The 24,955-nt window shown below is 64.2% G+C and carries 24 protein-coding genes; 6 read left to right on the plus strand and 18 right to left on the minus strand.

Translation table 11 applies throughout. From position 1 onward, the window contains the following. Positions 1 to 653: 653 nt before the first annotated feature. From dctA to V3W39_RS28995, 5 genes are read right to left on the minus strand one after another with little or no spacing between them, the layout of a single operon-like run. A complete protein-coding gene (gene dctA / locus V3W39_RS28975) occupies positions 654 to 1,952 on the minus strand; it encodes a C4-dicarboxylate transporter DctA (protein ID WP_330213858.1) in 1,299 nt (432 codons plus the stop codon). A 49-nt stretch (positions 1,953 to 2,001) separates the two neighbouring features. Continuing rightward, positions 2,002 to 2,943, minus strand: coding sequence for a D-2-hydroxyacid dehydrogenase (locus V3W39_RS28980; protein ID WP_330213839.1), 942 nt, complete (start codon positions 2,941 to 2,943; stop codon positions 2,002 to 2,004). After that, entirely contained in the window at positions 2,940 to 3,323 is a 384-nt protein-coding gene (locus V3W39_RS28985; RefSeq protein WP_177047909.1) for a VOC family protein, read from the minus strand. The genes V3W39_RS28980 and V3W39_RS28985 overlap by 4 nt, the downstream gene beginning before the upstream one ends. Next, on the minus strand, positions 3,320 to 4,285 hold the full coding sequence (locus tag V3W39_RS28990; protein WP_169387726.1) for a hydroxymethylglutaryl-CoA lyase: 966 nt from the start codon (positions 4,283 to 4,285) through the stop codon (positions 3,320 to 3,322). The genes V3W39_RS28985 and V3W39_RS28990 overlap by 4 nt, the downstream gene beginning before the upstream one ends. A 15-nt stretch (positions 4,286 to 4,300) precedes the next feature. Then, the gene (locus tag V3W39_RS28995; RefSeq protein ID WP_330213840.1) at positions 4,301 to 5,491 is read right to left on the minus strand and encodes a CaiB/BaiF CoA transferase family protein; all 1,191 of its coding nucleotides are present in this window, start codon (positions 5,489 to 5,491) and stop codon (positions 4,301 to 4,303) included. A 117-nt stretch (positions 5,492 to 5,608) separates the two neighbouring features. Here V3W39_RS28995 and V3W39_RS29000 point away from each other — a divergent pair, with 117 nt between their 5' ends. Continuing rightward, the gene (locus V3W39_RS29000; protein WP_177047912.1) at positions 5,609 to 6,511 is read left to right on the plus strand and encodes a LysR family transcriptional regulator; all 903 of its coding nucleotides are present in this window, start codon (positions 5,609 to 5,611) and stop codon (positions 6,509 to 6,511) included. Here V3W39_RS29000 and V3W39_RS29005 read toward each other — a convergent pair. Next, complete coding sequence (locus V3W39_RS29005; RefSeq protein ID WP_177079370.1) at positions 6,508 to 7,392, minus strand: LysR family transcriptional regulator; 885 nt, start codon at positions 7,390 to 7,392, stop codon at positions 6,508 to 6,510. The genes V3W39_RS29000 and V3W39_RS29005 overlap by 4 nt on opposite strands. Positions 7,393 to 7,496: 104 nt before the next feature. On the opposite strand from V3W39_RS29005, the gene V3W39_RS29010 reads away from it, so the two are divergent. The 4 genes from V3W39_RS29010 (at position 7,497) to V3W39_RS29025 (ending at position 11,495) form a co-directional block, all read left to right on the plus strand. Continuing rightward, the gene (locus V3W39_RS29010) at positions 7,497 to 8,153 is read left to right on the plus strand and encodes an RraA family protein (RefSeq protein WP_259198494.1); all 657 of its coding nucleotides are present in this window, start codon (positions 7,497 to 7,499) and stop codon (positions 8,151 to 8,153) included. Then, complete coding sequence (locus tag V3W39_RS29015; protein WP_330213841.1) at positions 8,150 to 9,379, plus strand: pyridoxal phosphate-dependent aminotransferase; 1,230 nt, start codon at positions 8,150 to 8,152, stop codon at positions 9,377 to 9,379. Before V3W39_RS29010 ends, V3W39_RS29015 begins: the two co-directional genes overlap by 4 nt. Before the next feature lie 97 nt (positions 9,380 to 9,476). Further along, the gene (locus V3W39_RS29020) at positions 9,477 to 10,802 is read left to right on the plus strand and encodes an MFS transporter (RefSeq protein WP_330213842.1); all 1,326 of its coding nucleotides are present in this window, start codon (positions 9,477 to 9,479) and stop codon (positions 10,800 to 10,802) included. A gap of 30 nt (positions 10,803 to 10,832) precedes the next feature. Continuing rightward, a complete protein-coding gene (locus V3W39_RS29025) occupies positions 10,833 to 11,495 on the plus strand; it encodes an RraA family protein (protein WP_330213843.1) in 663 nt (220 codons plus the stop codon). An 8-nt stretch (positions 11,496 to 11,503) separates the two neighbouring features. Here the strand turns inward: V3W39_RS29025 and gspD are convergent, their stop codons facing one another. From gspD to V3W39_RS29085, 12 genes are all read right to left on the minus strand, one after another. Next, positions 11,504 to 13,705, minus strand: a complete 2,202-nt coding sequence (gene gspD / locus V3W39_RS29030) for a type II secretion system secretin GspD (protein ID WP_330213844.1) — start codon at positions 13,703 to 13,705, stop codon at positions 11,504 to 11,506. Further along, a complete protein-coding gene (locus V3W39_RS29035) occupies positions 13,702 to 14,226 on the minus strand; it encodes a hypothetical protein (RefSeq protein ID WP_330213845.1) in 525 nt (174 codons plus the stop codon). The genes gspD and V3W39_RS29035 overlap by 4 nt, the downstream gene beginning before the upstream one ends. After that, on the minus strand, positions 14,223 to 14,834 hold the full coding sequence (gene gspM, locus V3W39_RS29040; protein ID WP_259198487.1) for a type II secretion system protein GspM: 612 nt from the start codon (positions 14,832 to 14,834) through the stop codon (positions 14,223 to 14,225). The genes V3W39_RS29035 and gspM overlap by 4 nt, the downstream gene beginning before the upstream one ends. Beyond that, on the minus strand, positions 14,809 to 15,840 hold the full coding sequence (locus V3W39_RS29045; protein WP_294737637.1) for a PilN domain-containing protein: 1,032 nt from the start codon (positions 15,838 to 15,840) through the stop codon (positions 14,809 to 14,811). The genes gspM and V3W39_RS29045 overlap by 26 nt, the downstream gene beginning before the upstream one ends. Beyond that, a complete protein-coding gene (locus V3W39_RS29050) occupies positions 15,837 to 16,559 on the minus strand; it encodes a general secretion pathway protein GspK (protein WP_177079377.1) in 723 nt (240 codons plus the stop codon). The genes V3W39_RS29045 and V3W39_RS29050 overlap by 4 nt, the downstream gene beginning before the upstream one ends. Continuing rightward, a complete protein-coding gene (locus tag V3W39_RS29055; protein ID WP_177047931.1) occupies positions 16,556 to 17,176 on the minus strand; it encodes a prepilin-type N-terminal cleavage/methylation domain-containing protein in 621 nt (206 codons plus the stop codon). The genes V3W39_RS29050 and V3W39_RS29055 overlap by 4 nt, the downstream gene beginning before the upstream one ends. Then, complete coding sequence (locus tag V3W39_RS29060; RefSeq protein WP_177079378.1) at positions 17,173 to 17,544, minus strand: prepilin-type N-terminal cleavage/methylation domain-containing protein; 372 nt, start codon at positions 17,542 to 17,544, stop codon at positions 17,173 to 17,175. Before V3W39_RS29060 ends, V3W39_RS29055 begins: the two co-directional genes overlap by 4 nt. Then, positions 17,541 to 17,972 carry a GspH/FimT family pseudopilin gene (locus V3W39_RS29065; protein ID WP_177122076.1) on the minus strand — a complete coding sequence of 144 codons (432 nt, stop codon included), beginning with the start codon at positions 17,970 to 17,972 and terminating at the stop codon, positions 17,541 to 17,543. The genes V3W39_RS29060 and V3W39_RS29065 overlap by 4 nt, the downstream gene beginning before the upstream one ends. Next, positions 17,972 to 18,397 (minus strand): type II secretion system major pseudopilin GspG, encoded by a 426-nt coding sequence (gspG, locus tag V3W39_RS29070; RefSeq protein ID WP_003209911.1) that lies wholly within the window; start codon positions 18,395 to 18,397, stop codon positions 17,972 to 17,974. The genes V3W39_RS29065 and gspG overlap by 1 nt, the downstream gene beginning before the upstream one ends. A 20-nt stretch (positions 18,398 to 18,417) precedes the next feature. Then, the gene (gene gspF, locus V3W39_RS29075) at positions 18,418 to 19,620 is read right to left on the minus strand and encodes a type II secretion system inner membrane protein GspF (protein ID WP_177079380.1); all 1,203 of its coding nucleotides are present in this window, start codon (positions 19,618 to 19,620) and stop codon (positions 18,418 to 18,420) included. Continuing rightward, positions 19,617 to 21,341, minus strand: coding sequence for a type II secretion system ATPase GspE (gspE, locus tag V3W39_RS29080; protein WP_177047941.1), 1,725 nt, complete (start codon positions 21,339 to 21,341; stop codon positions 19,617 to 19,619). The genes gspF and gspE overlap by 4 nt, the downstream gene beginning before the upstream one ends. An 81-nt stretch (positions 21,342 to 21,422) precedes the next feature. Beyond that, the gene (locus V3W39_RS29085) at positions 21,423 to 21,650 is read right to left on the minus strand and encodes a hypothetical protein (RefSeq protein WP_017478963.1); all 228 of its coding nucleotides are present in this window, start codon (positions 21,648 to 21,650) and stop codon (positions 21,423 to 21,425) included. A gap of 508 nt (positions 21,651 to 22,158) precedes the next feature. Between V3W39_RS29085 and V3W39_RS29090 the strand changes: the two genes are divergently transcribed. Beyond that, positions 22,159 to 24,912, plus strand: coding sequence for a beta-glucosidase (locus tag V3W39_RS29090; RefSeq protein WP_330213846.1), 2,754 nt, complete (start codon positions 22,159 to 22,161; stop codon positions 24,910 to 24,912). The last annotated feature ends 43 nt before the right edge of the window (positions 24,913 to 24,955 follow it).

Here is a 24,955-nt window from a genome sequence, read left to right on the forward strand (position 1 = left end):
CCGGCGTCCTGCCGGTTTACCCGCTCCGTACTACCTGCGTTCGGCCAGCGTGGTTTAACGGGGCGCCTAAGATCAAGATCAAAAGCAGATCAACAGCACAGCGGCCTACAGCCCGGCTTGAGTGTGGTGAAGCAAAGGCAACATCAAAATCCAAAGCGAGCACGTTCTACTGTAGGAGCTGGCTTGCCGGCGATGGCATCAACTGGGTGTACCTGATGCACCGAGTCGCCTGCATCGCCGGCAAGCCAGCTCCTACAGAAAAGCAGCTCTGCATTAGCATCAGTTTCAGATTTGGTTTTCGCTGTGGCTTTTGATCTGGCTTTTAACACTCAGGTCGGCTTTCAGGCCGCCGTGCTGTTGATCTTGATCTTGCTCTTGATCTGACTGCCCCACTCAGCCCGAGGCCGAACGCAGGGATTGAGGAGCGGGTAAACCGGCAGGACGCCGGTTTAGCCGCGACGGGGCAGGGACGCCCCGTCGCGGCGGCCCGCGGAGCAATCCCGGAGTGAGGGAACGCCGAGCCTAGGCGAGGCGCCGACAGGCGGGGCAGAGCCTTTTGCTTACTTTGGGGCTTTTCCAAAGTGAGTCGCTGTAAGAGCGAAACCATAAGCCGCCGTTACCTAAATAACGGATATACACCCACAACCACCCACTCACCCCCGCCCCTCCCTGGCACACCCACCACGCAACTCCGCCGCCAGCTTCCCCTCATCCAACGCCCCCTCCCACTTGGCAATAAACAGCGTCGCCACCCCATTGCCAATCACATTAATCAACGCCCCCCCTTCAGAAATAAACCGATAAACCCCGAGCACCAACACCAACCCCGCCGCCGGAATCACATCCAGGCTACCGAGGGTCGCCGCCAGCGTAATAAACGCCCCACCGGTAACACTGGCCGCCCCCTTGGACGTCAGCAGCAGAATCAGCAACAAGGTGACCTGGTGCCAAAGATCGAGGGGAATATCCAAAGCCTGGGCAATAAAAATCGCCAACACCGTCATGTTGATGCAACTGCCATCCAGGTTGAAACAGTAACCCGACGGCACCACCAACCCCACCACCGACTTCTCACACCCCAGGCGCTCAAGCTTGCCCATCAACCGCGGCAACGCCGACTCCGAAGACGATGTCCCCAACACCAGAAACAGCTCATCACGGATGTACTTGAGAAACTGCCACAAACTGAACCCAGCCAAACGCGCCACCAGGTTCAACACCACAAACACAAAGAAAACCGCCGTCACGTAATAGCAAATCAACAAGTTCCCATAGGCCCCCAACGACCCCACACCATACTTGCCAATGGTAAACGCCATCCCCCCGAACGCCCCCAGCGGCGACACATACATGACAATCCTGACCATGCGAAAAAACGCCTGGGCCACCAGGTCAATCAGGCTCAGCAACGGCTTGCCCGCAGCCCCCAGCATCTGCAAACCAAACGCAAACAATATGGAAATAAACAGCACCTGCAGGATGTCGCCCTCGGCAAACGCCCCCAACACCGTGCTCGGCACAATATGGGTAAGAAACCCCACCACACTCTGCTCATGGGCCAGCTTGCTGTAGCCCGCAACCGCCTGGCCATCGAGGGTCGCCGGGTTGATATGCATCCCCGCCCCCGGCTGCATCAGGTTAACGCCGATCAGCCCGATCACCAGCGCCAGGGTCGTCAGCACCTCGAAGTACAGCAGCGACTTGAAGCCAACCCGGCCGATGCGCTTGAGGCTCTGCATGCTGGCGATGCCGCTGACCACGGTGCAGAAGATGATCGGTGCAATCAGCATCTTGATCAGCTTGATGAACGTGTCGCCCAGGGGCTTCATCTGTTCGCCAACGCCGGGGTAAAAGTGCCCGACGATAACGCCCAGCAGGATCGCCAGCAGCACCTGCACATACAGGTGGCGCAGTACGCGGCGCAGGCGTGACGGGGATTTTTCCGAAATCATGCTTGTTATTGTTTTCATGAGTGGACCTTGTTGTTTGGAGGGGGAACCTCTACGACACGACGTTGATCAGGCTCCCGCTGTAGTAACCCTGCAGGTTGCCGAGGATGCCGTCGGCCAGCCGTTGCAGGCTGCTCTGGCTGGCCCAGGCCACGTGGGGCGTGACGATCAGGTTGGTATGCGGGCTGTTGAGCAAGGGGTGATCGGCGGGCGGCGGTTCCTGGCACAGCACATCCAGCGCGGCGCCACCCAAGCGGCCACGCTCCAGTGCCGCGAGTACAGCCGACTCCTCCACCAGTGGTCCACGGGCGGTGTTGATCAACAAGGCGCCGGGTTTCATTTGCGCGAGCTCTGCTCCCCCAATCAGGTGACGGGTATGCTCGGTCAGCGGGCAGTGCAGGGAAATCACGTCGCTCTGCGCCAGCACCGTCTCAAACGCCTGATACCCCTGGCGCACCGCCGTCACGCCGCGGTGCTCGGCGAACAGCAGGCGCATGCCCAACGAACTCGCCAGGCGCGCCGTGGCCAGGCCGATCGCGCCCTTGCCAAAGATGCCCAGCACGCTGCCTTGCACATCTTGGATCGGCTCGCGGTGCACGCAAAAGTGTCGCGATTCGGGCCAGTCCCGCCGGGCCGCGCGCTGGTAGGCAAACAGCTGCCGGCGCAGGGCGAAGATCGAGGCGATCACCGACTCGGCAACGCTTTGCGCCGAATACGCCGGCACGTTGGACACGCTCACACCAAAGTCCCGGCAGGCGGCCAGGTCGATGCAGTCGTAGCCAGTGGCCGCGACGCAGATGAAGCGCAGGTTGGGCAGTTGTTCCAGCTCGACGCGGCCAATACGCACCTTGTTGGTGATCAGCACGTGGGCATGCCGGGACACGTCCACCACTTGATCAGCAGGCGTATCAGGTCGGTCTTGCCAGTCGGTGACCCAGGCCGGCGCGGGAATGTTCAGGGGCAAGCTGTCGCTGTCGAGGAACACCACGTTCATGGCTGTACCTGCTCGGAAATCTCGATCAGGTTGAGGTCCGGGTCGCGCACGTACACCGAGCGGATCGGCCCGGTGGCGCCCGTGCGCATCACCGGGCCTTCGATGATCGGCCACTCGACCTTGGCCAGATGGGCAATCACCTGCTCCAGCGGAATCGAGGCGATAAAACACAGGTCCAGCGCCCCTGGCACCGGCAAGTGCGCTTTGGGCTCGAACTCGTGGCCGCGCACGTGCAGGTTGATTTTCTGCTGGCCGAAGGCAAACGCCTTGCGCCCGCCGGCGAAGGTCTGCACCTGCATGCCCAGCACGCGCACGTAGAAGTCCTCGGCCGCAACCGGGTCGATGGTGGTGAGTACCAGGTGGTCAAGATGGTCGATCATGGGCGCAGCTCCAGGGTGTTGGCCACCTGCTTTTCCAGGCTGGCGACATGGGCGGGAATCGGGTGCAGGTCCAGGCGTTTGCCGGCTTTCAGGACCTGGCTGGGAATCTCGTGGCCGATCAGTCCGGGCAGTTGCCGGGCAACCGCCAGCACGCGATCAAGGTCGACGCCGGTGCTGAAGCCCATCAGTTGCAGCATGTGCAGCAGGTCTTCGGTGCATACGTTGCCGCTGGCGCCCGGTGCGTAGGGGCAGCCGCCGAGGCCGCCGAGGGATGAGTCGAAGCGGTCAACCCCGGCGTCGATGGCCGCCAGGGCATTGGCCAATGCCATGCCGCGGGTGTTGTGGAAATGCAGGGTCAGTTGCAGCGCCGGGAACCGCTCGCGCACGGCCCGGGACAGCGCCTCGACCTGGCTCGGGTAGGCCATGCCGGTGGTGTCGCACAAGGTCACGCCACGGGCGCCCAACTCAGCGAAGCGCTCTACCCAATGCAGCACCTCCCCCACCGGCACATCGCCCTGCATCGGGCAGCCAAACACCGTCGACAGCGACACATTGATCGCCACCGGGCCCTTGGCGCCGATCACGCTGAACACTTCACGCAGCTGGGCAAACGACTGCTCGCGGCTCATGCGCAGGTTGGAGCGGTTGTGGGGTTCGCTCACCGACATCACCAGGTTGGCTTCATCGATGTTGCACGCCAGCGCCCGCTCGGCGCCGCGCACGTTGGGCACCAGCACGGTGTACTCCACCGCCGGGTTGCGGCGGATGCCGTGCATCACCGCCTCGGCATCCCGCAGGGCGGTGATGGCCTTGGGCGAGGTAAACGAGGTGACTTCGATCTTGGCGAAACCGCACTGGCTGAGGGCGTCGATCATGGCGATCTTGTCGGCGGTCTCGATAAACCGTGCTTCGTTCTGGAAGCCGTCACGGGTGGCGACTTCCTGCAAAAACAGGCGTTGCATGGCTGTTCCTCCGATTCAAATGATGCCGCGCTGGCGCCAGTCGGCTTGCTGCGCGGGGGCGATGCCGAGGCCGTCGAGGATCTCGGCGGTGTGCTGGCCCAGGGTCGGCGCCGGGCGCATCACGCGGCCCGGGGTGGTGCCGAGCTTGGGCACGATGCCGGGCAAGGTCACCGGCGTGCCGTCGTCCAGTTGGCTGTCGAGGAGCATCTCCCGCGCCCGGTAGTGCGGGTCGTGGGCGATGTCGGCGGCGTTGTAGATCTTGCCGGCGGGAATCCGCGCTTCGGTGAGGATCGACAGCACCTCATCCAACGGCAGCTGTGCGGTCCATTGGGAGATGGCGGCGTCGATGCGTTCTACCTGCAGCACCCGGCCGTCGTTCTGCGCCAGCGCCGGGTCGGCCGCCAGGTCGGGGCGACCGATCACTTCCATCAGGCGTTGGTAGATGCTGTCGCCATTGCCGGCGATCAACGCAAAACCACCGTCGCGGCAGCGGTAGGCGTTGGTCGGCGCGATGCCCGGCAAACTGCTGCCGGCGGGTTGGCGCACGGTGTTGAACACCGAATATTCGGGCAACAGGCTTTCCATCATGTTGAACACCGACTCGTACAGCGCCACGTCGATCTGCTGGCCTTCGCCGCCGTTCTGTTCGCGGTGCCGCAGGGCCAGCAGGATGCCGATCACCCCGTGCAACGCCGACAGCGAGTCGCCAATGGAAACACCGACCCGCACCGGCGTGCGCCCCGGCTCGCCGGACAGGTGGCGCAGGCCGCCCATGGCTTCGCCGATCACGCCGAAGCCGGGGCGGTCGCGGTAAGGCCCGGTCTGGCCATAGCCGGAAACCCGCAGCATGATCAGTTTCGGGTTCAGCGCATGCAGCGTGTCCCAACCCAGGCCCCAGCTTTCCAGGGTGCCGGGGCGAAAGTTCTCGATCAGCACGTCGGCATCCGCCACCAGGCGGCGTACCACTTGCTGGGCCTCAACCTGGCGCAGATCAAGGGTCAGCGAGCGTTTGTTGCGTGATTGCGCCGCCCACCACACGGACGTACCGTCGTGCAGCAGCCGCCATTTGCGCAGCGGGTCACCGGTCACCGGCGGTTCGATCTTGACCACCTCGGCGCCGAATTCGCCGAGCATCTTGGCCGCGAACGGCCCGGCAATCAGTTGACCCAGCTCCACGACCTTGAGACCTTGCAGCGGTAAGCCCATGACGTTTTCCGTTCTTGTTGAGTGCGTGTGCCATGGATAATCGACACAAACCGGGCGGATGAAAATTTCGGATTTCGCCACTATCCTTTCCATATTGGAAACCCTCGGACACCCCTGATGATCAATCCCCTGCATTTCGACCTGCTGTCCCTGCGCTTGCTGATCTTCGCCGCCGAAACCGCCAACCTCACCCGCGCCGCGGAAAAGGCCAACATGACCGTCTCGGCCGCCAGCAAGCGCCTGGCCGAACTGGAACGCACCACCGAATGCCCGCTGTTCGTGCGCCTGCCCCGGGGGCTGGAGCTGACGGCGGCGGGACAAGGCATGGTCGAGCACGCAAAGATCATTCTGGAAGGCGTCAACCGCATGGCCTGCGACGCCAGTGACTACGCGGTAGGGGTACGCGGGCATGTGCGGCTGTTCGCCAACACCTCGGCGGTGGTGCAGTTCCTGCCGGATGACCTGGCGGCGTTCCTGCGGGACAACCCTCACGTGCGCATCGGCCTGGAAGAAGCCCTCAGCGAACCGATCATCCAGGCGGTGGAAAGTGGCCGCGCCGATATCGGAATCTTTGCCGATAACGTGCCGGCCGAGGGGTTGTACAAACTGCCGTACCGTGAAGACCGGCTGGTGCTGCTGGTGCCCGTGGGCCATGCGCTGGCCACGCAGCCAAGGGTGTCTTTCAGCGACACCCTTGGCTTTGATTACGTGGCGCTGAACCAGGGCAGTTCGCTGCTGCGCCGGATCACCGACGCCGCCGCAAGCGCCGGCAAGGTGCTCAAGGTGCGGATCCAGGTCAGCAGTTTCGACGGGATCTGCCGGATGATCGAAGCCGGGCTGGGCATCGGTATCCTGCCGTTGTCATCGGTGCGGGCCGAACTGCTGGGCAGCCGGTTGATCGCCGTGGAGCTGGACGACGACTGGGCGCAGCGCACCCTGTTTGTCGGGGTCAGCAGCCAGGCGCAGTTGGCACCGGAAGCAGCGAAGTTGTTCGAGTACCTGAGCCAGCGCAATCCTTAGCGAAACCGTGCGATCACCGCCTCCACCACCGGGTTGGGGCGCTGGGTGTTCCAGGCGACTGCCGTGGTCACCACATTGAGTTTCTGGCTCAGCGCCCGAAACACCACATTGGCCGGGGCCAGTTTTTTCAGCGACGCCGGCACCAGCGCAATCCCCTGCCCATAGCTGACAAACGCGATCTGCGAGGCCACCGAACGCACTTCATGCAGCACCCGTGGGGAAAAACCACTGGCACGGCAGGTAGCGATCAGGTTGTCGAAATACACCGGGCTGACATAGCGCGAGAACATCACCAACGGCTCATTGGCCAGGCTCGACAGGCTGATGCGCGTGCGGCTAGCCAACGGGTGATCCGCCGGCAAGGCCACCACCAGCCGGTCTTCCGTCAGCGGCAGGGACTGCACCGAGGTGCCCAGGTCGCCGTCGAGTCGGGCGAACGCCAGGTCAATGTCTCCGCTTTCCAGCGCCGGCAGCGCCTCGACGCTGTCGATTTCCCGCACCGACACCGTGAGCTGCGGGTAATCGAGCTTCAGTTGCTCGATCAGGCCGGGCAACACATCGAACATCGCCGTGGAGATCGCACCAATGGTCAACATCCCCGACTGCCCCGCCACCGCTTCCTCCACCGCCAGCTCCAGGCGCTCCAGTTGCTCGGCGAATTTGCGCACCGCCGGCAGGATCGCCGCGCCCACCGGGGTCAGTTGGGCACCGCGTCGCGAACGGTCGAACAGCTTGACCTTGAGCGCCTGCTCCAGCACCTGGATCTGCTCGCTCAGGGGCGGCTGGGACATGCCGAGGCGCTTGGCGGCGCGGCCGAAGTTCTGCTCTTCGGCCACTGCGAGGAACAGCCAGAGATGACGGATCAGGCGAAAATTGATCATGGTTTTATCCATAGGTTAAGCGTATGTAAGGCTTCTGTACTTCGTAATATACCTATCAAAGCGCCTCGCCGACACTGGCCGCCTCTGTCACCCGAGGCTTGCCCATGACCGCTGATCACTTGCTCGACCGCCTGGCCGCACTGGACACCAACACCGTGTCCGACGCCCTCGACTTCCTCGGCCTGCCCGGCGCCACCGTGGGCCTGCGCCCGCTGTGGAACTGCCCGAAGATCGTCGGCCGCGCCAGCACCGTGTTGCTCGGCCCCAAGTCCGACACCGCGCCGACGGTGCACCTGATCACGCCGGTGATCGAACAGGTTGAAACCCGCGACAGGGTGCTGGTGATTGCCGGCGGCATCGAGGGCATTTCCTGCTGGGGCGACATCATCGCCAACGCCGCATCGCGCAAGCACATCCGCGGCACGGTGATTGATGGCTTCAGTCGCGATATCGACGGCAGCGAGGCCATCGGCTATCCAGTGTACGGGCGTGGCGTGACCATGATCAGCGCGCGCAACCGCGTGGTGCAGCTCGATGCCGGCGTGACTATCAGCGTCGCGGGCGTCAGCGTCAGCGAGGACGACTATGTGATCGCCGATGTATGCGGCACGGTATTCGTGCCCCAGGCGATGATGGAAAAGGTCCTGGACCTGGGCGAGCGCATCGCCCGCCGCCAGGACGGCATGGTGCAGGCGGTGCGCAGCGGGCGCTCAGTGGTGGAGGTGATGCACGACGCACAGTTCGAGGCGATCAGCCAATGAGCCGCGATATCCAGCGGCTCAACCCGCGCCTGGCCAGCGCACAACCGTCTGCTACCTATCGCATCATGGACCGCGTCGCAGAACGCCGGGCACAAGGCGCGCAGATCATCTCGCTGTGCGCCGGCGAGCCGGATTTCGACACCCCGGCGCATATCCGAGAAGCTGCAATCCGGGCCATCGAAACCGGCCACACCCGCTACACCCAGGTGGCCGGTGCGCGAGCCCTGCGGGAGGCGGTGGCGGCGAAGTTCCGCCGCGAAAACGGCCTGGACGTGTCCTGGCAGGACACCCTCGTGTGCAACGGAGGCAAGCAGGTGATCTATAACGCCCTGGCGGCCACCCTCGATGAAGGCGACGAAGTGATCGTGCCGGCGCCGTACTGGGTCAGTTACCCGGAGATGGTGCAACTGTGCGGCGGCGAAGCGCGCATCGTCACCTGTGGTGCCAACAGTGGGTTCAAGCTGACACCCGAGGCGCTGGCCGCCGCAATCACCCCGCAGACCCGCTGGCTGATCCTCAATTCACCGTCCAACCCCACCGGCGCGGTGTACAGCAAGGACGAGCTGCAGGCGCTGGCCGAAGTGCTGCTGGCCTACCCGCAGGTGCTGGTCCTCGCCGACGATATCTACGAGCATCTGATCTTCGACGGCCAGGCCTTTCATACCCTGGCCCAGGTTGAACCCCGGCTGGCACCGCGCACGTTGACCATGAACGGCGTGTCCAAGGCCTACGCCATGACCGGCTGGCGCATCGGTTTCGCCACCGGACCGCGCTGGTTGCTGGAAGCCATGGAAAAGCTCCAGGGCCAGCAAACCTCCGGCGCCTGCTCGATCTCGCAACAGGCGGCCCTCGCCGCACTGGAAGGCCCCAGGGACTTCATCCGCGACAGCCGCGGGATATTCCAGGCGCGCCGGGACCTGATGGTCGAGCTTCTCAACGACACCCCGGGCCTCGGGTGCATCAGCCCTGCCGGTGCGTTTTATGCGTTTGCCTCCTGCGCGGCGCTGATCGGGCGTACTTCCGCTGGCGGCCGGGTGCTGCGCAGCGATGAAGACGTGGCCCTGGCGCTGCTCGACGAGGCGAATGTGGCCGTGGTCCACGGCAGTGCCTTTGGCCTGGGGCCGTACATTCGCATCGCCTATGCCCTGGATGATGCGTCGCTGCGCCAGGCGTGCGAGGCCATCCGCGGCTTCTGCAGCAACCTGGTGACTGAAGAAGAAAAGTGATGAATTCACATAGATAAATATCGCTAATGGTGGCGTTCGGCCCTTTTTAAGATGAGGGCCGAACAGGACAACACTCACAACAACAAGGTCCGCCCCTATGTCTATGCCTGAAGTCATAAAACCCGCTGTGCGCAGCCAATACCGCTGGGTGGTCGCGGCGCTGATTTTCCTGATCTACACCGTGGCTGCGGCCGACCGGGCCAACCTCGGCGTGGCGCTGCCGTTTATTCGCCAGGAGTTTGAAATGAGCAACGCCCAGGCCGGCGGGCTCGTCAGCCTGTTCCTGCTGGCTTACGCCCTGGCACAACTGCCGTCGGGCTTTGCTTTCGGTCGCTTTGGCGTCAGCCGGATCCTGCCGGGGGCCATGGTGCTGACCTCGTTGCTGACCGGCCTGGTGGGCACCGCCAGCTCACTGCTGGCCCTGAAACTCTATCGCCTGGGACTGGGCATCGCCGAGGGCCCGTTGCCCATCAGCATGACCACCACCATCAACAACTGGTTTCCGGCCCGGGAAAAAGGCACGGCGTCGGGGATCTTCCTGTCGGCTGTGAAGTTCGGGCCCGTGATCGTGCCGCCGCTGTGCGCGGTGATCATTTCGGTGTGGGGCTGGCGCGAGATTTTCTACTTCTTTGCCATCCCGGGCATCGTGCTGGCAGTGGTCTGGTACTTCATGGTCACCGACCACCCTTCCCGCAGCCGCTTCGTCAATCAGGCCGAACTCCAGTACATCGTCGAAGACACGGCAATCGCCCAGACCGCCCGCGTACACAAGACCCCGGCCTGGGTGGAAAAGCTCGACCGGGTGATCCGCACCCGCGATGAAAAACCCCTGGAGACCAACCGCCAGGTGTTCAAGTCCTGGAACGTCTGGGGCTGCGCCACCAGCTACTGCTTCCAGCTCGGCGTCTCCAGCGTGCTGCTGGCGTGGATCCCGACCTACCTGATGACCGTCAAGCAGTTCTCGATCATGAACATGGGCCTGGTCTCGGCAGCGCCTTGGGTGGGCGCGGTGCTGGGCAACCTGCTGGGTGGCTGGTGCTCCGACCGCCTGATGGGCGGGCGCCGCAAGCCGGGCATGCTGCTGTCGGCGGTCGGCACCTCGTTGATGATGTACCTGCTGATCAACTCACCGGCCGAGCCCCTGCCCTATGGCTTGCTGCTGATGCTGACCGGCGTGGTGCTGAGCCTCGGGTTCTCCTCCTACATGGTCTACCCGATGGGCCTGACCACCAAGAAGACCTTCCCGATCTCCAACGCCATCGTGAACATGATCGGCCAGTTGGGCGCCGCCGCCACGCCCTTCATCACCGGCCTGCTGCTGGACAACTACGGCTGGAACTACGTGTTCGCCTGGCTGGCCATCGGCTCGTTCATCAGCTTCATCATTTTGCTGACGATTGCCGAGCCCCGCCCACAAACCTGACCTATTTGTCACCACCCTGAGGAGTTACCCATGTCGCCCCAAGACCAAGAATTGGTTGCCCTGTTTGCCGGCCTCGACACCCCGGGCGTGTCCGACGCCCTGGACAAGCTCGGCCTGCCCGGCCAGTGCCTGGGGATCATGCCCCTGGACGATTATCGCCAGGTGGTGGTCGGCCCGGCCTTCACCGTGCGCTACGTCAGCGCCAGCACCCCGCCGGGCACCGTCGGCGACTTTGTCGATGACGTGGCCGAAGGCGATGTGGTGGTGATCGACAATGACGGGCGCACCGACTGCACCGTGTGGGGCGACATCATGACCCAGTACGCCGGCAGCCAGCGGATCGCCGCGACGGTGATCGATGGCGTGTGCCGCGACGTGAGCAAGGCCCTGGGCGACGGCTACCCGTTGTTCACCAAAGGCCGGTTCATGCGCACCGGCAAGGACCGGGTTGAAGTGGAGTCGGTGAACCAGCCGGTTTCCATCGGCCAGGCCCGCGTGTGCGCCCGCGACATCGTGGTGGCCGACGCCAACGGCGTAGTGATCGTGCCCCGCGAGCGCGCCCATGAAGTGGCGGCCTGCGCACGCTCAATTGAAGCAGTGGAAGCGCGTATCCGGGCGCTGCTGGATGAAGGAAAATCGTTGCGCGAAGCCCGTGCAGCGCTGGGTTATCACACCCTGCAACGCAAGGGCTGACCCTCCCTTCAGTTGGCCGGGCGCAACAGCTGCATCTGCTGGCGATAGTCATCCGTCACCTGCCGCGCCTGGCCGCTGCTGGTAATCACCCTCGGCGTGATCAGCACGATCAGCTCGGTGCGATCCTTGGACTTGCTGGTGTTGCCAAACAACCAGCGCAGCCCGGGGATTTTTCCCAGGTACGGCACGGCGCTGACGCTCTCGGCGTTGTCCTGCTTGATCAGCCCGCCGAGCAACACGGTCTGGCCGCTTTGCACCGCCACCTGGGTCGACACCGAGCGCGTGGAGATGCGCGGGTTGTTGGGCGTGTCGCTGCTGTTGGTGGTCTGGTTCTCGGCATCGCTGACCTGCTGCTGGATGTCCATGTACACCAGGCCGCCCGGGTTGATGCGCGGCACCACGTCGAGGATCACCCCGGTCTGGATGTATTCGACGCTGCTCAAGGTGGTGTCGGAGGTGCCGGTATTGACTGTGGTCTGGCTGATGGGGATGTTGTCGCCCACCTGGATCTGCGCCGGCTGGTTGTTCATCACCACCAGCGACGGCGCCGACAGCACCTGGGTGCGGCCGTTGGTTTCCAGGGCATGCAAGGCCACTTGCAGGTTGGAGCTGACGAAGGAATAGAACAGCGAATCCGCGCCCAATCCCGCCCCGCCACCGCCCAGCGCGCCCTGGCTGCCTGGAGTATTGGTCACCGTGGTGCTGGTGGAATTGCCCGCCAGGCGCCCCAGGTACCATTGCACCCCGAGGTCCAGTTCGCCGGTGAGTTTGACTTCGAGGATGCGCGTTTCGATCTGCACTTGCAGCGGCGGGTTGTCGAGGCGCTTGATCGCCGATTCGATCTCCTTCCACTGCACCGGGCGAGTGCGCACCAGCAACTGGTTACTGCTTTTCTGCGCGGTGATGCGGGTGCCGGCGTCGAGGCTCTTGCCGGGGGTTTGCGGCTCGGCGCTTTCACTGTCTTCGCTGGTGGCCGGGGCCTGGTCCTCGTCATCGCCAACGGGCGGGTTGGTACCGCTGTTGTTCAGGCCGCCGGAGGTGCCGCCACTGGTGTTGAGTGACGACAGGGTCGCCGTGCGCAGACCCGGCGCCACCTTGGCCGGCGTATCGTCCTTGATCGCGCCGGTGCCGTAGATCTGCCGCAGGTACTTGGCCAGGTCCGTGGCCTTCATGTTGCGCACGTCGTAGACGTACATCTGCGGTTCATTGCCGCCGCCTTCGTCGATGGTGTGAATCCAGTCGCCGACTTCGCTGAGGTACTGCGGCTGGGACGAGATCGCCACCACCGAATTGGTCCGCTCAATCGGCAGAAAGCGCACCATGCCCGCCAGGGGCATGCCGCTGTCGGGGCCGAACATTTTTTGCAGCTCGGGCATCAGCTCGGCCACCGAGGCCCGCTGCAAACCGAACACCCCCACCGACATGCCTTTGAGCCAGTCAACGTCGAAGGTGTCGATGGTGTCCTGATAGTTGGCCAGCTCATCCGGCGTACCGGCCAGGCTCAGCACGTTGCGCGCCGGGTCCACCAGCAGGAAGGCATTTTCCCGGGCGAACGGCTTGAGCAGTTTCTGCATTTCCGTGGCCGAGATGTAGCGCAGTGGAAACAGCCGCGCCGAGAGCCCGCTGGAGGGTTGCGACACGCTCATTTCCGGCACCAGTTTGCCCGCCACCGCCTGGTTGGCCGGCAGGATCACGTAGCGCTGGCCCTGGCGGATCATCGCGTTATCAGTCCAGGACAACAGGGTTTCGAGGATCGACAGCGCCTGCTTCTTGTTCACCGGCTTTGAGGTGGAGAAGCTTACGTTGCCTTTCACACCCTGGGCGATGCTGTAGTTCTCGTGCAGCAGGTCGCCCATGACGCTGTTGATCACCGCCTCAATCGGCTGGTCGGCGAAGTTGAACACGATGTCGCCGCTGGCTTCATCCTTGACCGCCGGCGCCGGTGCGGGCTGGCGCACAAACTGCTGGTTGCCGCGAATCAACTGGCGTTGGGGCGGCGTGGACGCCTGGGGTTGGCGACTGTCAGCCGCAGGCGACTCGCTGGCCGGGTCTACGGCGGGCCGTTGCGAACCGGTGCCCTGCATCGCCTCGTGGAGCAAGGCGTCGTCCGGGTCGAGGTGATCGGGGAATGACCCACAGCCGGCCAGGGAGACGGCGGTGGCCAGGCAAAACACGGTGGTGCGCAAGGCGCCAGGGCAAGTATCGATCAAGGTGCGGGCTCGTGAGGAAGGGAAATCGGTGGTGTGGTGGACGGCGGCGGCAAACGCGGAACGCTGAGGCTCAGGGTTTGCGTGCGGCCATCCAGTACAAAACGGGCATGCAGCGGTGTCAGGTGTTCCAGGCGCCAGCCGTTGGGCAGGGCCTGGCCTTGGTGGACCTTGAGTGGCGGGCCGTCCGCAGGTTTGAGCAGCGCGACGCGCAGCTCGCCGTCGAGCAGCACGCCGGTCAGCTTCAGGCTCGACAGGCTCGAAATCTCGGCCTGGCCCACGGCGGCATCGGGGCTGCGGTCGGGGCTGAACAGCGGCGCTTGCCAGGTGCCGGCGAGGCTTTCCAGGGGCGCGCTCGGGGCCACGCGAACCTTGGCCGTGGCATTGGCGCGCGCAGCGGAGGCTGGCTCATCCAGCCACTGCGGCGCATCGCCGATGCTGCTCAAGATGCCGACCATCAGCAGGCCCAGCAGCCCGGCCACACCGAGCAAGCCCCACTCCAGAGGGCGCAATGAACGGATCATCGGCGGGCCTGCGTGGCGGCGGCCGGTTGCAGATAGCCGCGCACCAACAGGTGCACCACCAGCTTTCCGGCGCCGCCGCTGGCGGGCGCATTCGGGCCACGGCGGATGCTCATTTCATCCACGAACAGGAACGGCCGCTGGTACTCCAGTTCATGCAGGATCGCGGTCAGCGGCTCGATGGCGCAGTTGAGGGTCAGGCTGACTTTCACCTGGCGATAGGGTTCGCTGTCGTCCTGCTCCGGGGTGATGGGCATGCGCTGGGTCAGGCTGCACCCACCGCCAAGGCCGGCGCGGCTATTGATCAGGTCGGCGATGCGCTGCATCAGGTCGGCCGCCACGGCGCTGGGGTCATCCCCGGGCAACAGGCTGGTGCTGCTCGCCGGGTCCTGACGGGCTTGCTCAAGTTGCTCGCGCAACGCGGCGCCCTGGTGCAGCAGGCCGGCATAGCGTTGCTGTTGTTCGCGCAGTTGCTCGGCCTGCTCGCCCATGGCGCGCAACGGCCCGGCGAACCAGCTGTCGATCAGCAGCCAGTAGCCGCCGCCGAGCACCAGCGCGAGGACCAGCAAGGCTGCGCCGCGACGTTCACGGGGTGTCAGTGGTCGGCGCATCGGCGGCCTCCTGGTGCAAGTGGGCGCGCAGGGAAAACTGGTCCTTGCCGGTTTGCGCATCGGGTTGGATCACCCCTTCGAACTGGGCGTTTTCCAGGCTGTGGCAGGCCTTGATCCGGGTGATCAAGGCACTCGCCTTGGCGCTCTGCCCGGAGAAGGAAACGTCGGCGCCGTCGTTGACCTCCAACTGGTCGATCCAGGTGTCGGCGGGCAGGCACGCCGTCAGCTCGTTGAGCAGCGCTGCCAGCGGCGGTTGTGCCGACTTGCGGCGAATCAGGTACTGCGCGGCGCCACGGGTATTGAGCAGTTGCTGGCGCAGGCTCTGGATCTCGGCGACCTGGGCTTTTTGCTGCTGCACTTGCTCGTGCATCACGTCGAGCACCCGCTGGCGGTCGTTGAGCCACAGCAGCATCGCCGCAATCAACAAGGCGCCGCACAACCACGGCAGGCTGCGCTGCAAGCCCTTCCCCGCCGGGCGTTGGCGAGGGCGCAACGGGGTCGGCAGCAAGTCGATGCCCATGGGGCCGTCCACATCCACCGCGTGGGGCTGCAAACCAAGGGCGGCGCAGTCCACCAGGATCTGGTCCAGGCGCTCGCGCAGGATGGCCACCAGGGTCACCTGCAAATGCGCAGCGGTGCGCCGTTCCTGACGGGCCACGAAGTACAGCTGCCCCGCCTCGAACGGGGTAAAGCGGTCCAGCTCATACCCCACCACCGTCGACAGGTCGCGCCCGGCCGCCAAGGGCAGTTGCAGGCTTTGCCGCAGCACCGCCGAGGGTGGGAGCAGCAATACCTGGCGCACTTCGCCGACAGGTTTTGCCACCGCCTCGGTCAACGGCCACAGGTAGTGATGCTCGGGGATGTCGTGGAGCGACAGCCACGCCGGCAGGCAGCCCCGCAGCTCCTTGAGCCACAGCCGCCAGCCCGATTGCAGCACGCTGCCGCGCCAGCGCTGGGCGACAGGCGCCACCAGCACCTGCAGCCGTGCGGATAAGTGTTCGTTCATTCTTGCCAACGTAGGACTCGATAAGGTTGTGCGCTGCCTTGCGCGGGGCTCAATAACACCGTGGCTTGCAGCCGGGCGTGCGCGCCGCCTGGCCGTTGTGCGCGGCTGTCGATCACCAGCACGTCGCCGGGGTCGGCGCCTGCCGCACTCAAGCGCGGCAGGTTCAACGCGCGGCGCATCAACGGGCTGGCGAAGGCCGGATCAGGGCGGTCCAGGCCACTCCACAGGCTGATCTCGGGCACCAGTGCGCTGTACAGCGCCTGGGTCATACCCGGTAATTGCCGCACTTCCTCCACCACCCGAAACGGCGGCAGGCCTTCGTTGCGCCGCACTTCCAGGTCCCTGGCAAGCCGGTTGGCCTGGGCCTGGGTGGCACCGCAGGCCAGGGCCAGGCGCGCAAAATCACCCGCCTCGGCGCTGTTCAAATACAGCTTGCCGCGCTCGCTGTGCAGGCTCACGTGCAACTGGGCGTCATCAAACACCAGGGGCATTTCGCGACCGTCGGCAATCCACTGTTTGCGCTGCAGCGGGTCGGCCAGGGCCTGCATGGCCAGCGCCACGCCCGCCTCCGCCGCCAGCAAGGCCTGGGCGTGCTGGCGATGCCACAGGGCCTGGCGAGTCTCCAGTTGCACCCAACCGGCCAGGCCGCCCAGCAGCAGGCTGAGCAACGCCAGCACCCACAGCACCAGCAACAGGGCAACGCCGCGCTGGCGCTTCATTCGCCCGATGCGCCACTGGAGAGGTTCAGGCGCAGGGCAACCACCTGGGTCACCCACGGCACCGGCCCATTGACGCGCGCGGCGATACGCACCGCGTAAGGCAGGCGCTTGGTCCACGGCCAGTCATTGATCCAGCCGGTGGCCTGGCCCTTGGGCGACACGCCGAAATAGCTGAATTGCAGGTCCTCGACGTTGGTGAGCAAAACCTGCGGCTCGCTGCGAATGGCCGGCACGCTGACCTGGGCGCTGGACTCGAACCGGGCGAAGGCCACTCGCAGCTCGCCCTCGGCCAACTGCAAGGTGAAACGCTGGATGCCGCCGCCGAGCACGCCCGGCAAGGTCGCGACGAATTGCAGGCGTTGGGGGTTGCCGACAAAAAAACCGTTGGTTTGGCTGTCGTCCTCGGTCACATCCAGCGGCAGCGCCTCGCTGATGGAGGTGCGCAGGAACTGTTGCGCGGCGCGCATTTCATCCAGGCTGACCGTGTAGCGCTGGGCCTTGAGCACCGCGCGGTTGGCTCCCAGCAATGCGCCGCCCACCAGGACCAGCAACACGCCCAGCAAGCTGAGCACGATCATGATTTCGAGCAAGGTAAAACCCCGTTGATGCTGATTCACAGGCCGGCCCTGTCGGTGGCAGCGCGCAGTTTCAGGGTGCTGAAACGGGCCTGGCGCCGGGCTTCGCTGACGGTCAGGTCAAGGCGAAACAAACGCGGCTGACCGATGCGGGTCGGCTGCTGGGCAACGGTCAATTGCCAATCGATGCCGTCCCCCAGGCTGCCCTGGCGGGTGCCGCTGGCCAATGGGCCCGAGGCTTCCTGATCCATCACGCTCAGGGCGGCGTGGGTGAGGCGGTCACTGTGGGCCACCTGCAACAACGAGCGCGCGCTCTGGCCGAACGCGACCAGCAGCACCATGCTGCAGATCGCCATGAGGGTCAGCGCGGCGAGCATTTCCAGCAAGGTGAAACCCGACTGGCGATTCATGGCAAGGCCCTGGACTGCACGCTGCCGGTCAGCCAGCCAATATCGATGCGCCAGCGGCGTGAGCCATTGGCCAACAACAGGTTGCCGCCGGTGGAACTGCCGTCGGGGTAGAACTCCACCGCCGGGCCTGCGTGCTCGGCGGTGTGCAGGGTCACTTGCAGGTCGGCCGGCCAATGCTTGAGTGGTCGCCCCGGCGCCTGGAAACTCAGCTGCTCCAGGTCGAATAGCGTCCTGGCCGGCATGCCGCTGACAATCGCCCGCGCCCGTGTACTGCGCAGGGCCTCGACCATCTGCCCGACCGCCTGGCGCTCCTTGGCAACCCGCAGGCCTTGTTGCAGGCCGAATCCCACCAACCCGGCCGCGAGGCTGATCAATACGATCACCACCAGCATCTCCAGCAGGGTAAAGCCGCGTTGGGGGGCAAGCATTATTCCCAGTTGCCCAGGTCGGCACTGTAGCCTTCGCCGCCGGGCTGGCCGTCCTGACCGTAGAAGATCAGGTCGAAGGCGCCATGTTCCCCGGGAAAGCGATAGCCGAAGGCATGGCCGAACGGGTCCTTGAGGTCGGAAGGCTTGGCGTACGGCCCGGCCCAGCCGGCGGTATTGCCGGGCTTGTCGACCAGTTGCTGGAGGGTCTTGGGTGGCGAGCCGACATCCAGGCCGTAGCTCTCGATTTTCATGCTCAGGCTGGCCAGTTGCGCCTTGCCCGCGCCGTATTTGCCCTTGTCGACGTTGCCGCCCACCTGGCGCACCACGATGGTGGCGACGATGCCCAGCAGCACGATCACCGCGAGCATTTCCAGCAAGGTAAAACCGCCTTGGCGGCGGGCGGGTTTGAAACGGGTATGGCGCATCGGCTTGCTTCCTTGGGTCTTCATATATTGCTGGTCAGGCTCATCAGCGGCAGCATGATCGCCAGCATGATCACCGCCACCAGCACCGCCATGACCACGGTCAGGGACGGCACCAGCGCGGCCAGCAGGCGGTCGATACCGCGTTTGGCTTCGACGTCGAACACGTCGGCGACCTTGAGCAGCATGCTGTCCAGTTCACCGGCCTGTTCGCCGACTTCAATCATTTGCAGGGCCAGGTCCGGCAGCAGCGGCTGGCTGCCAAACGCACTGGCCAGGGTGCCGCCACCTTTCACCGACTCGGCGGCCTGGGCCACTTGTGCCTGCAAGGCGCGGTTGGTGCAGACCTGGCGGGCGATCACCAGCGCTTGCAGCAGCGCCACGCCGTTGCTCAGCAAGGTGCCGAGGGTGCGCGCCAGGCGTGCGGCTTCGACCCGTTGCAACAGCGGGCCGATAACGCGGATGCCCAGCACGCGGCGGTCGTAATTTTCGCGGTGCTTTGGGTTGCGCAGGCGTGCCGCCAGGCCCCAGGCCGTCACGATCAACCCGGCGAGCACCGCCAGGCCATAGGCACCGAGGAACTGGCCAAGGCCCAGAATCACTTCGGTGATCAGCGGGATCGGCACGCCCAGGTCCTTGAAGATCGGCACGAATTGCGGCACCACGTAGGCCAGCAGCAAGGCCAGGGAACCGAGCACGCCCACCACCAGGAAGGCGGGATAGATCAGGGCGTTGATCACCTCGCCCCTTAACAACTGGCTGCGCTCCAGGTAGTCGCTGAGCTGGCGCAGGGTGTTTTCCAGCGCCCCCCCGGCTTCGCCGGCGCGCACCATGCTCAGGTACAGCGGCGAGAACTGGCTGCCCTCCTCCTCCAGCGCCGCCGACAACGGCTTGCCGGCCTTGACGTGCTCGCGGATGCGCTCGATCAGCGCGCGGGTCTGCGGCTGGCCGGGTTGCTTGAGCAGGATGCCCAGGGAGCGTTCCAGCGGCTGGCCCGCCCCCAGCAGCGTGGCCAGTTGCTGGGTAAAGCTGACCAGCGCCGCGCCGTTCAACTGGCCACGCCCGAAGGCATTGCGCAGGCCTTGGGCACCGGCGGCATCGATGTGCAACAGCAGCAAGCCGCGCTTGTGCAGCGCGGCAACAGCAGCGGTCTGGTCTTTGGCTTCGATCGTGCCGTTTTGCGCGACGCCCTGGCTGTCGAGGGCGCGGTATTTGAACAGGCTCACGCGCCCTCTCCCCGGGTGACGCGCAGCACTTCTTCAAGGGACGTGACACCGGCCACCGCCTGGCGCAGGCCCTCTTCATGCAGGGTGCGCAGGCCACCGCGGCGGGCAGCTTGTTCGAGGGTTGCGGCATCCGCCTGGCGCATCAACAAGCTGCGCAGTTCGTCATTCATCACCAGCAATTCGGTGATTGCGCTGCGGCCGTGGTAACCGCCGCCCGGGGCATCCGCGCGGGGCCGGTACAGCAGGATCGGGCGCTGGTCGGTGAAGCGGTCGAGGCCGTGTTCCTCGATCAATTCCGGCGGCGCTTCGAAGGCCTCGCGGGTGGCCGGGTCGAGGCGGCGCACCAGGCGCTGGGCGAGAATGCCATTGACGGTCGAGGCGATCAGGTAGCTCTCCACGCCCATGTCCAACAGGCGGGTGATGCTCGCCGCGGCGCTGTTGGTGTGCAGGGTCGAGAGCACCAGGTGGCCGGTCAGGGAGGACTGAATGGCGATGCGGCAGGTTTCGAGGTCGCGGATCTCGCCGATCATGATCACGTCCGGGTCCTGGCGCACGATGGAGCGCAGCGCCCCGGCGAAGTCCAGCCCGATGGCCGGCTTGACCTGGATCTGGTTGATACCTTCCAGCTGGTATTCCACCGGGTCTTCGACGGTGATGATCTTGCGCTCGGCGGTGTTGAGCCGCGACAGCGCGGTATACAGCGTGGTGGTTTTGCCCGAACCGGTGGGCCCGGTGACCAGCAGGATACCGTGGGGCCGCTCGAGCACTTCAAGAAAGGTTGCCAGGCGCTGACCGTCGAAGCCCAGGCTCTGGAAATCGAACTGCACGGTCTGGCGGTCCAGCAGGCGCATCACCACCGACTCACCGAAACTGGTGGGCACCGTGGACACCCGCAGATCCAGCTCCTTGCCCTGGATGCGCAACATGATCCGGCCGTCCTGCGGCAACCGCCGCTCGGCGATGTCGAGGCGCGCCATGATCTTCACCCGGGAAATCACCGCTGCCGAGGAACTCGAGGGCGGCGCTTCGGCCTCGTGCAGCACACCGTCGATGCGGTAGCGCACCTTGAGCTGGTTTTCGAAGGGTTCGATATGGATGTCCGAGGCGCGATGTTCCACGGCCCGTTGCAGGATCAGGTTGACCAGGCGAATCACCGGCGCTTCGGAGGCCATGTCCTTGAGGTGTTCGATGTCTTCCAGGGCGCCGCCCTGCTCGTCGAGGTTTTCGATCAGGGTGCCCATGGCCGAACGGCCCTGGCCGTAGTAGCGCTCGATCAGGGTTTCGACTTCATTGCGCGGCCCGACCGCCAGCCACACCGGCACGCCGCACGCATAAGCCAGGGCCTGGAACGGGTACAGCAGCGCCGGGTTGGCCGCCAGCACCCGCACGCCGCCATGGCTCCAGCCCACCGGCACCACCTGGTAATGGCGCATGAAGCGTTCGGTCAGCACCGGCAACGGGTCGAGCAAGGGTGGCGCGGCATCGGCCAGCAGCAACGGTGCGCCGAGCAAGTCGGCCCAGGCCCGCGCCAACTCCACTTCGGAGACCAGCCCCAGGCGCGTCAGCAGGCCGAGCAGTCCGGTGTCGTCGGACTCCTGGGATAACCGTCGGGCGCGTTCCAGGTCGACGGTTTTCAAACCGGCCTGTTGCATCAGCCATGCGCACACCTGTTCGGTATCCGGAATCTGCATTCGGCAAGCATCGATGGGCGTGGACGGCATGGGCTGAGGTATCTGCAAAATCTGAGGGGCTATTTAAAAAACCTGTTCCCGTGAGGCGCCCGGGAACAGGTGCATCCAACCTTAGTTGGAGGTTTTTGGTGCAGTCGCCTGGCTGTTGCCCAGCGGGCGGCCGCCCTTGGTGGTTTCGGCTTTCTGCTTCTTCGCCGCCTTGGCGTCGTGGGCCTGGGTGATCACCGTGGAATCGGCGGCCCCGGACTTCGCGTCGGCGTCCGTCGACTCGACGGCCATTGCCGCACCACTTAGTGCAACGCCCAGTACAACACCGGCACTCAACAGGGAAATCTTCATCAACTTTCTCCAGATCAAAAACAATCAATCGCCCAGGTGCAGCCCTGACAAGATCAAGACCCTACACCAAAGCATTTTGTATTACAGCCCATTTGAGTTATGGCCATTTAGAACTACTGGTAGACGCCACTAGTTAGCCATGACCGTGCATATTTTCTTAAACCAATCGACTGGTAGGTTTAACACAAGTTCATAAACGTAATAAAATATTTCTAATTTCACGCAAAAATTAGCTTTCGTTTGACATTTTACGGCAAGAATTGACTTAATTATGGCGATTTAACGGTTCAAAGTGCCATCTAGTGATATCACTTGGTCACTACTCACAATAATAATTAGTTCAATTGTTACACTTTTAAAACTGCGAAATCCGCCCAGTAATCGCAATTAGCCATCGGCCAAAAGTTGCGACAAAGGCGAACTATTGCCCGTAAAAAAGTGACGAGCGTGCACAACAAAACGCACTTCTCGACGCCCAGTTTTCAATAATCAGTTGTCGGAGAGCTCCATGAGCAAACGCAAGATGATCGGTGCGCAGTCGGCTTTCGCCCTGCTGGCACTTGCCGTGTCCCAGGTGCATGCGGCCACCAGCCCCGCCCTGGATGAAGCCCGGGTAAGCCGCGCCGAAAAGGCCGCGGACCAGACCCTGGCCAAGATGACCATGGAAGAAAAACTCGCCTATATCGGCGGCACCGGCGGCTGGGACGTCAAGCCGTTGACCCGGTATGGCGTGCCGCAGATTCATGGGGCCGACGGTGGCGTGGGCGTGCGCTACACCAGCGAAGGCAACGACCAGGGCGTGGTCTACCCCTCCGGCCCGAACCTGGCGGCCAGCTGGAACCCGCGCCGCGCCATCGACCTGGGCCGTGCCCTGGGCTACGACACCGCCAGCGGCGGGTATCAATTCGTCACCGGGCCTGGGGTGAACCTGTACCGCATGCCCTACAGCGGCCGGGCGTTTGAGTACCTGTCCGGTGAAGACCCGTTCCTCGGCGCCAGCCTGGGGCCGGCGGTGATCAATGGCATCCAGTCCCGCGGGGTGTGGGCCAACGCCAAGCATTTCGCTGCCAACGACCAGGAAAGCAACCGCTTCCACCTCGACGAGACCATCAGCGAACGGGTACTGCGGGAGATGACCCTGCCACCCTTTGAGTCCGCCTCGAAGAACAGCAAGGTGGCGATGATGATGTGTTCGTTCCAGAAGGTGAACGGTGAGTTCGCCTGCGAGAACAAGCACCTGATGCACGACATCCTGAAGACCGAATGGGGCTATCCGGGCTTCGTGCAGAGTGACTACAACGCCGTGGTCAACGGGTTGCCGGCGGCACAGGCCGGCACCGACCTGGACATGATGGGCTACCAGATGAACAGCACGGTGCTCAAGCCGTTCCTGGACAGCGGCGAGCTCGCCAGCGCGACCATCGATGACAAGGTGCGGCGCATCCTCAAGCAGATCTACCTGTACAAGTTCGACAGCAAGGCGCCGTTGACCAGCCATAACATGAACAGCGCCACCAGCAACCGCGTGGCGCTGAATGCGGCCCGCGAAGGCATCGTGCTGCTGAAAAACCAGAACAGCCTGCTGCCCCTGGACGCAAAGACGGTCAAGCGCATCGCCGTGGTCGGCAACCTGGCCAAATACGCCCCGCCCACCGGATTCGGCAGCGCCAACGTGATGGCCGCCAACTACATCAGTGAGCTGAGCGGCCTGCAGCAACTGGCGCCGAACGCCAAGGTCGAGTTCATCGACGGGCTGTCCCTGGACCAGACGGCGTCCAAATGGACCCACACCGACAACGACGGCAACAGCGTCAAGGGCTTGAAGACCGAATTCTTCAGCAACGCCAACTGGTCCGGCGACCCGGCTGCCACCCGTACCGACACCCACGTCGACCTCGACTGGTCCACCGACAGCCTGCCGGTGAATGGCGACACGGCCGCCACGTCGATCCGCTACAGCGGCCAGGTCACCCCGACCGTCAGCGGCGAACAGGTGTTCAAGGTGCGCGCCAACGGTGCCGTGCGCCTGTACGTCAACGGCCAGAAAGTCCTCGACAACGGCGACGGCAACCCTCTGCCCAACAACAGCATCCCACCGACGATTCCGGTGTTCGCCAAGGTCAATCTTGAAGCCGGCAAACCCGTGGACATCAAGCTTGAGTACTCGCGCCGCAAAGGCTACATCTCGACCATGGGCGGCCTGGTGGGCGTGCAGATGAGCTGGGCCTCGCTGGTGGCGCCCAAGGACCTGGCCCAGTACGACGCGGTACTGGTGGCCGCTGGCAACAGCAATGAGTACGAAGGTGAAGGCTTCGACCACAGCTTCGACTTGCCGGAATACCAGAACCTGCTGATCCAGAGCATCGCCAGGGTCAACCCGCATACCGTGGTTACCCTGCACGGCGGCACCGGGCTGAAAATGAGCGACTGGATCGACCAGGTGCCGGCGGCGCTGCATGCGTTCTACCCGGGCCAGAACGGCGGCCAGGCCCTCGCCGAGATTCTGCTGGGCAAGGTCAACCCGTCGGCCAAGCTGCCCATCAGCATCGAACGCAACATTGAAGACAACCCGATCTACGCGACTTTCCCGAAATTCGACAATCAGGAAACCCTCACGCAGATGAGCTACAAGGACGACCTGTTCCTGGGCTATCGCGGCTACGAGAAGAAAGGCATCAAGCCGCTCTACCCGTTCGGCTATGGCTTGTCGTACACCACCTTCGGCTACAGCAACATCAGCGTGACCCCTGGGGTCGCGGTGGCGGGCGCGCCGATCAAGGTGTCGTTCGACCTGAGCAACACCGGCAAGGTGGCGGGCGCTGAAGTCGCCGAGCTGTATGTGGGCCAGAACCACCCGAAAGTCGAACGGGCGCTGAAGGAACTCAAGGGCTACAAGAAGGTGTTCCTCAAGCCCGGCGAGAGCAAGCGCGTGACCATCGAACTCAACGACCGCTCACTGGCGTACTTCGATGTGGCGAGCAAGCAATGGGTAGTGGACGCCGACAGCTTCAACCTGTCGGTCGGCGCCTCGTCCCAGGACATTCGCCTGAACGCCAGGCTGGTCAACCCGTTCCGCCAGGAACTGTCGACCACCACCAGCAACCCGCTGCCGCGCTCGGCGCTCAACTCCACGCTGCGTGAGTCGCCAACGGTCAAGACCGGTGGTGTGCTGCATCAGAACCAGGGTGACACCGGCACCAGCGACGGTGACGGCTACGACACCTCGGATGACAGCAGCCAGGGCAGCTCGACTGGCAACTGATAAAACCCTGTAGGAGCGAGCTTGCTCGCGAAAAACGCAAAGA

This window comes from Pseudomonas sp. Z18(2022), assembly GCF_036346535.1.
In the GTDB taxonomy this organism is placed as follows: domain Bacteria; phylum Pseudomonadota; class Gammaproteobacteria; order Pseudomonadales; family Pseudomonadaceae; genus Aquipseudomonas; species Aquipseudomonas yamanorum_A.

Bases quoted from the DNA above. Each gene is read 5' to 3' on its own strand.
- V3W39_RS28995 (WP_330213840.1), bottom strand. From the start codon at position 5,491: ATGGGCTTACCGCTGCAAGGTCTCAAGGTCGTGGAGCTGGGTCAACTG.
- V3W39_RS29090 (WP_330213846.1), top strand. From the start codon at position 22,159: ATGAGCAAACGCAAGATGATCGGTGCGCAGTCGGCTTTCGCCCTGCTG.
- V3W39_RS29010 (WP_259198494.1), top strand. From the start codon at position 7,497: ATGACCGCTGATCACTTGCTCGACCGCCTGGCCGCACTGGACACCAAC.
- V3W39_RS29045 (WP_294737637.1), bottom strand. From the start codon at position 15,840: ATGAACGAACACTTATCCGCACGGCTGCAGGTGCTGGTGGCGCCTGTC.
- V3W39_RS29085 (WP_017478963.1), bottom strand. From the start codon at position 21,650: ATGAAGATTTCCCTGTTGAGTGCCGGTGTTGTACTGGGCGTTGCACTA.
- V3W39_RS29050 (WP_177079377.1), bottom strand. From the start codon at position 16,559: ATGAAGCGCCAGCGCGGCGTTGCCCTGTTGCTGGTGCTGTGGGTGCTG.
- V3W39_RS29060 (WP_177079378.1), bottom strand. From the start codon at position 17,544: ATGAATCGCCAGTCGGGTTTCACCTTGCTGGAAATGCTCGCCGCGCTG.
- V3W39_RS28980 (WP_330213839.1), bottom strand. From the start codon at position 2,943: ATGAACGTGGTGTTCCTCGACAGCGACAGCTTGCCCCTGAACATTCCC.
- V3W39_RS29035 (WP_330213845.1), bottom strand. From the start codon at position 14,226: ATGATCCGTTCATTGCGCCCTCTGGAGTGGGGCTTGCTCGGTGTGGCC.
- V3W39_RS29020 (WP_330213842.1), top strand. From the start codon at position 9,477: ATGTCTATGCCTGAAGTCATAAAACCCGCTGTGCGCAGCCAATACCGC.
- V3W39_RS29005 (WP_177079370.1), bottom strand. From the start codon at position 7,392: ATGATCAATTTTCGCCTGATCCGTCATCTCTGGCTGTTCCTCGCAGTG.
- V3W39_RS29000 (WP_177047912.1), top strand. From the start codon at position 5,609: ATGATCAATCCCCTGCATTTCGACCTGCTGTCCCTGCGCTTGCTGATC.
- V3W39_RS28985 (WP_177047909.1), bottom strand. From the start codon at position 3,323: ATGATCGACCATCTTGACCACCTGGTACTCACCACCATCGACCCGGTT.
- V3W39_RS29065 (WP_177122076.1), bottom strand. From the start codon at position 17,972: ATGCTTGCCCCCCAACGCGGCTTTACCCTGCTGGAGATGCTGGTGGTG.
- V3W39_RS28990 (WP_169387726.1), bottom strand. From the start codon at position 4,285: ATGCAACGCCTGTTTTTGCAGGAAGTCGCCACCCGTGACGGCTTCCAG.
- gspM (WP_259198487.1), bottom strand. From the start codon at position 14,834: ATGCGCCGACCACTGACACCCCGTGAACGTCGCGGCGCAGCCTTGCTG.
- gspE (WP_177047941.1), bottom strand. From the start codon at position 21,341: ATGCCGTCCACGCCCATCGATGCTTGCCGAATGCAGATTCCGGATACC.
- dctA (WP_330213858.1), bottom strand. From the start codon at position 1,952: ATGATTTCGGAAAAATCCCCGTCACGCCTGCGCCGCGTACTGCGCCAC.
- V3W39_RS29015 (WP_330213841.1), top strand. From the start codon at position 8,150: ATGAGCCGCGATATCCAGCGGCTCAACCCGCGCCTGGCCAGCGCACAA.
- V3W39_RS29025 (WP_330213843.1), top strand. From the start codon at position 10,833: ATGTCGCCCCAAGACCAAGAATTGGTTGCCCTGTTTGCCGGCCTCGAC.
- gspG (WP_003209911.1), bottom strand. From the start codon at position 18,397: ATGCGCCATACCCGTTTCAAACCCGCCCGCCGCCAAGGCGGTTTTACC.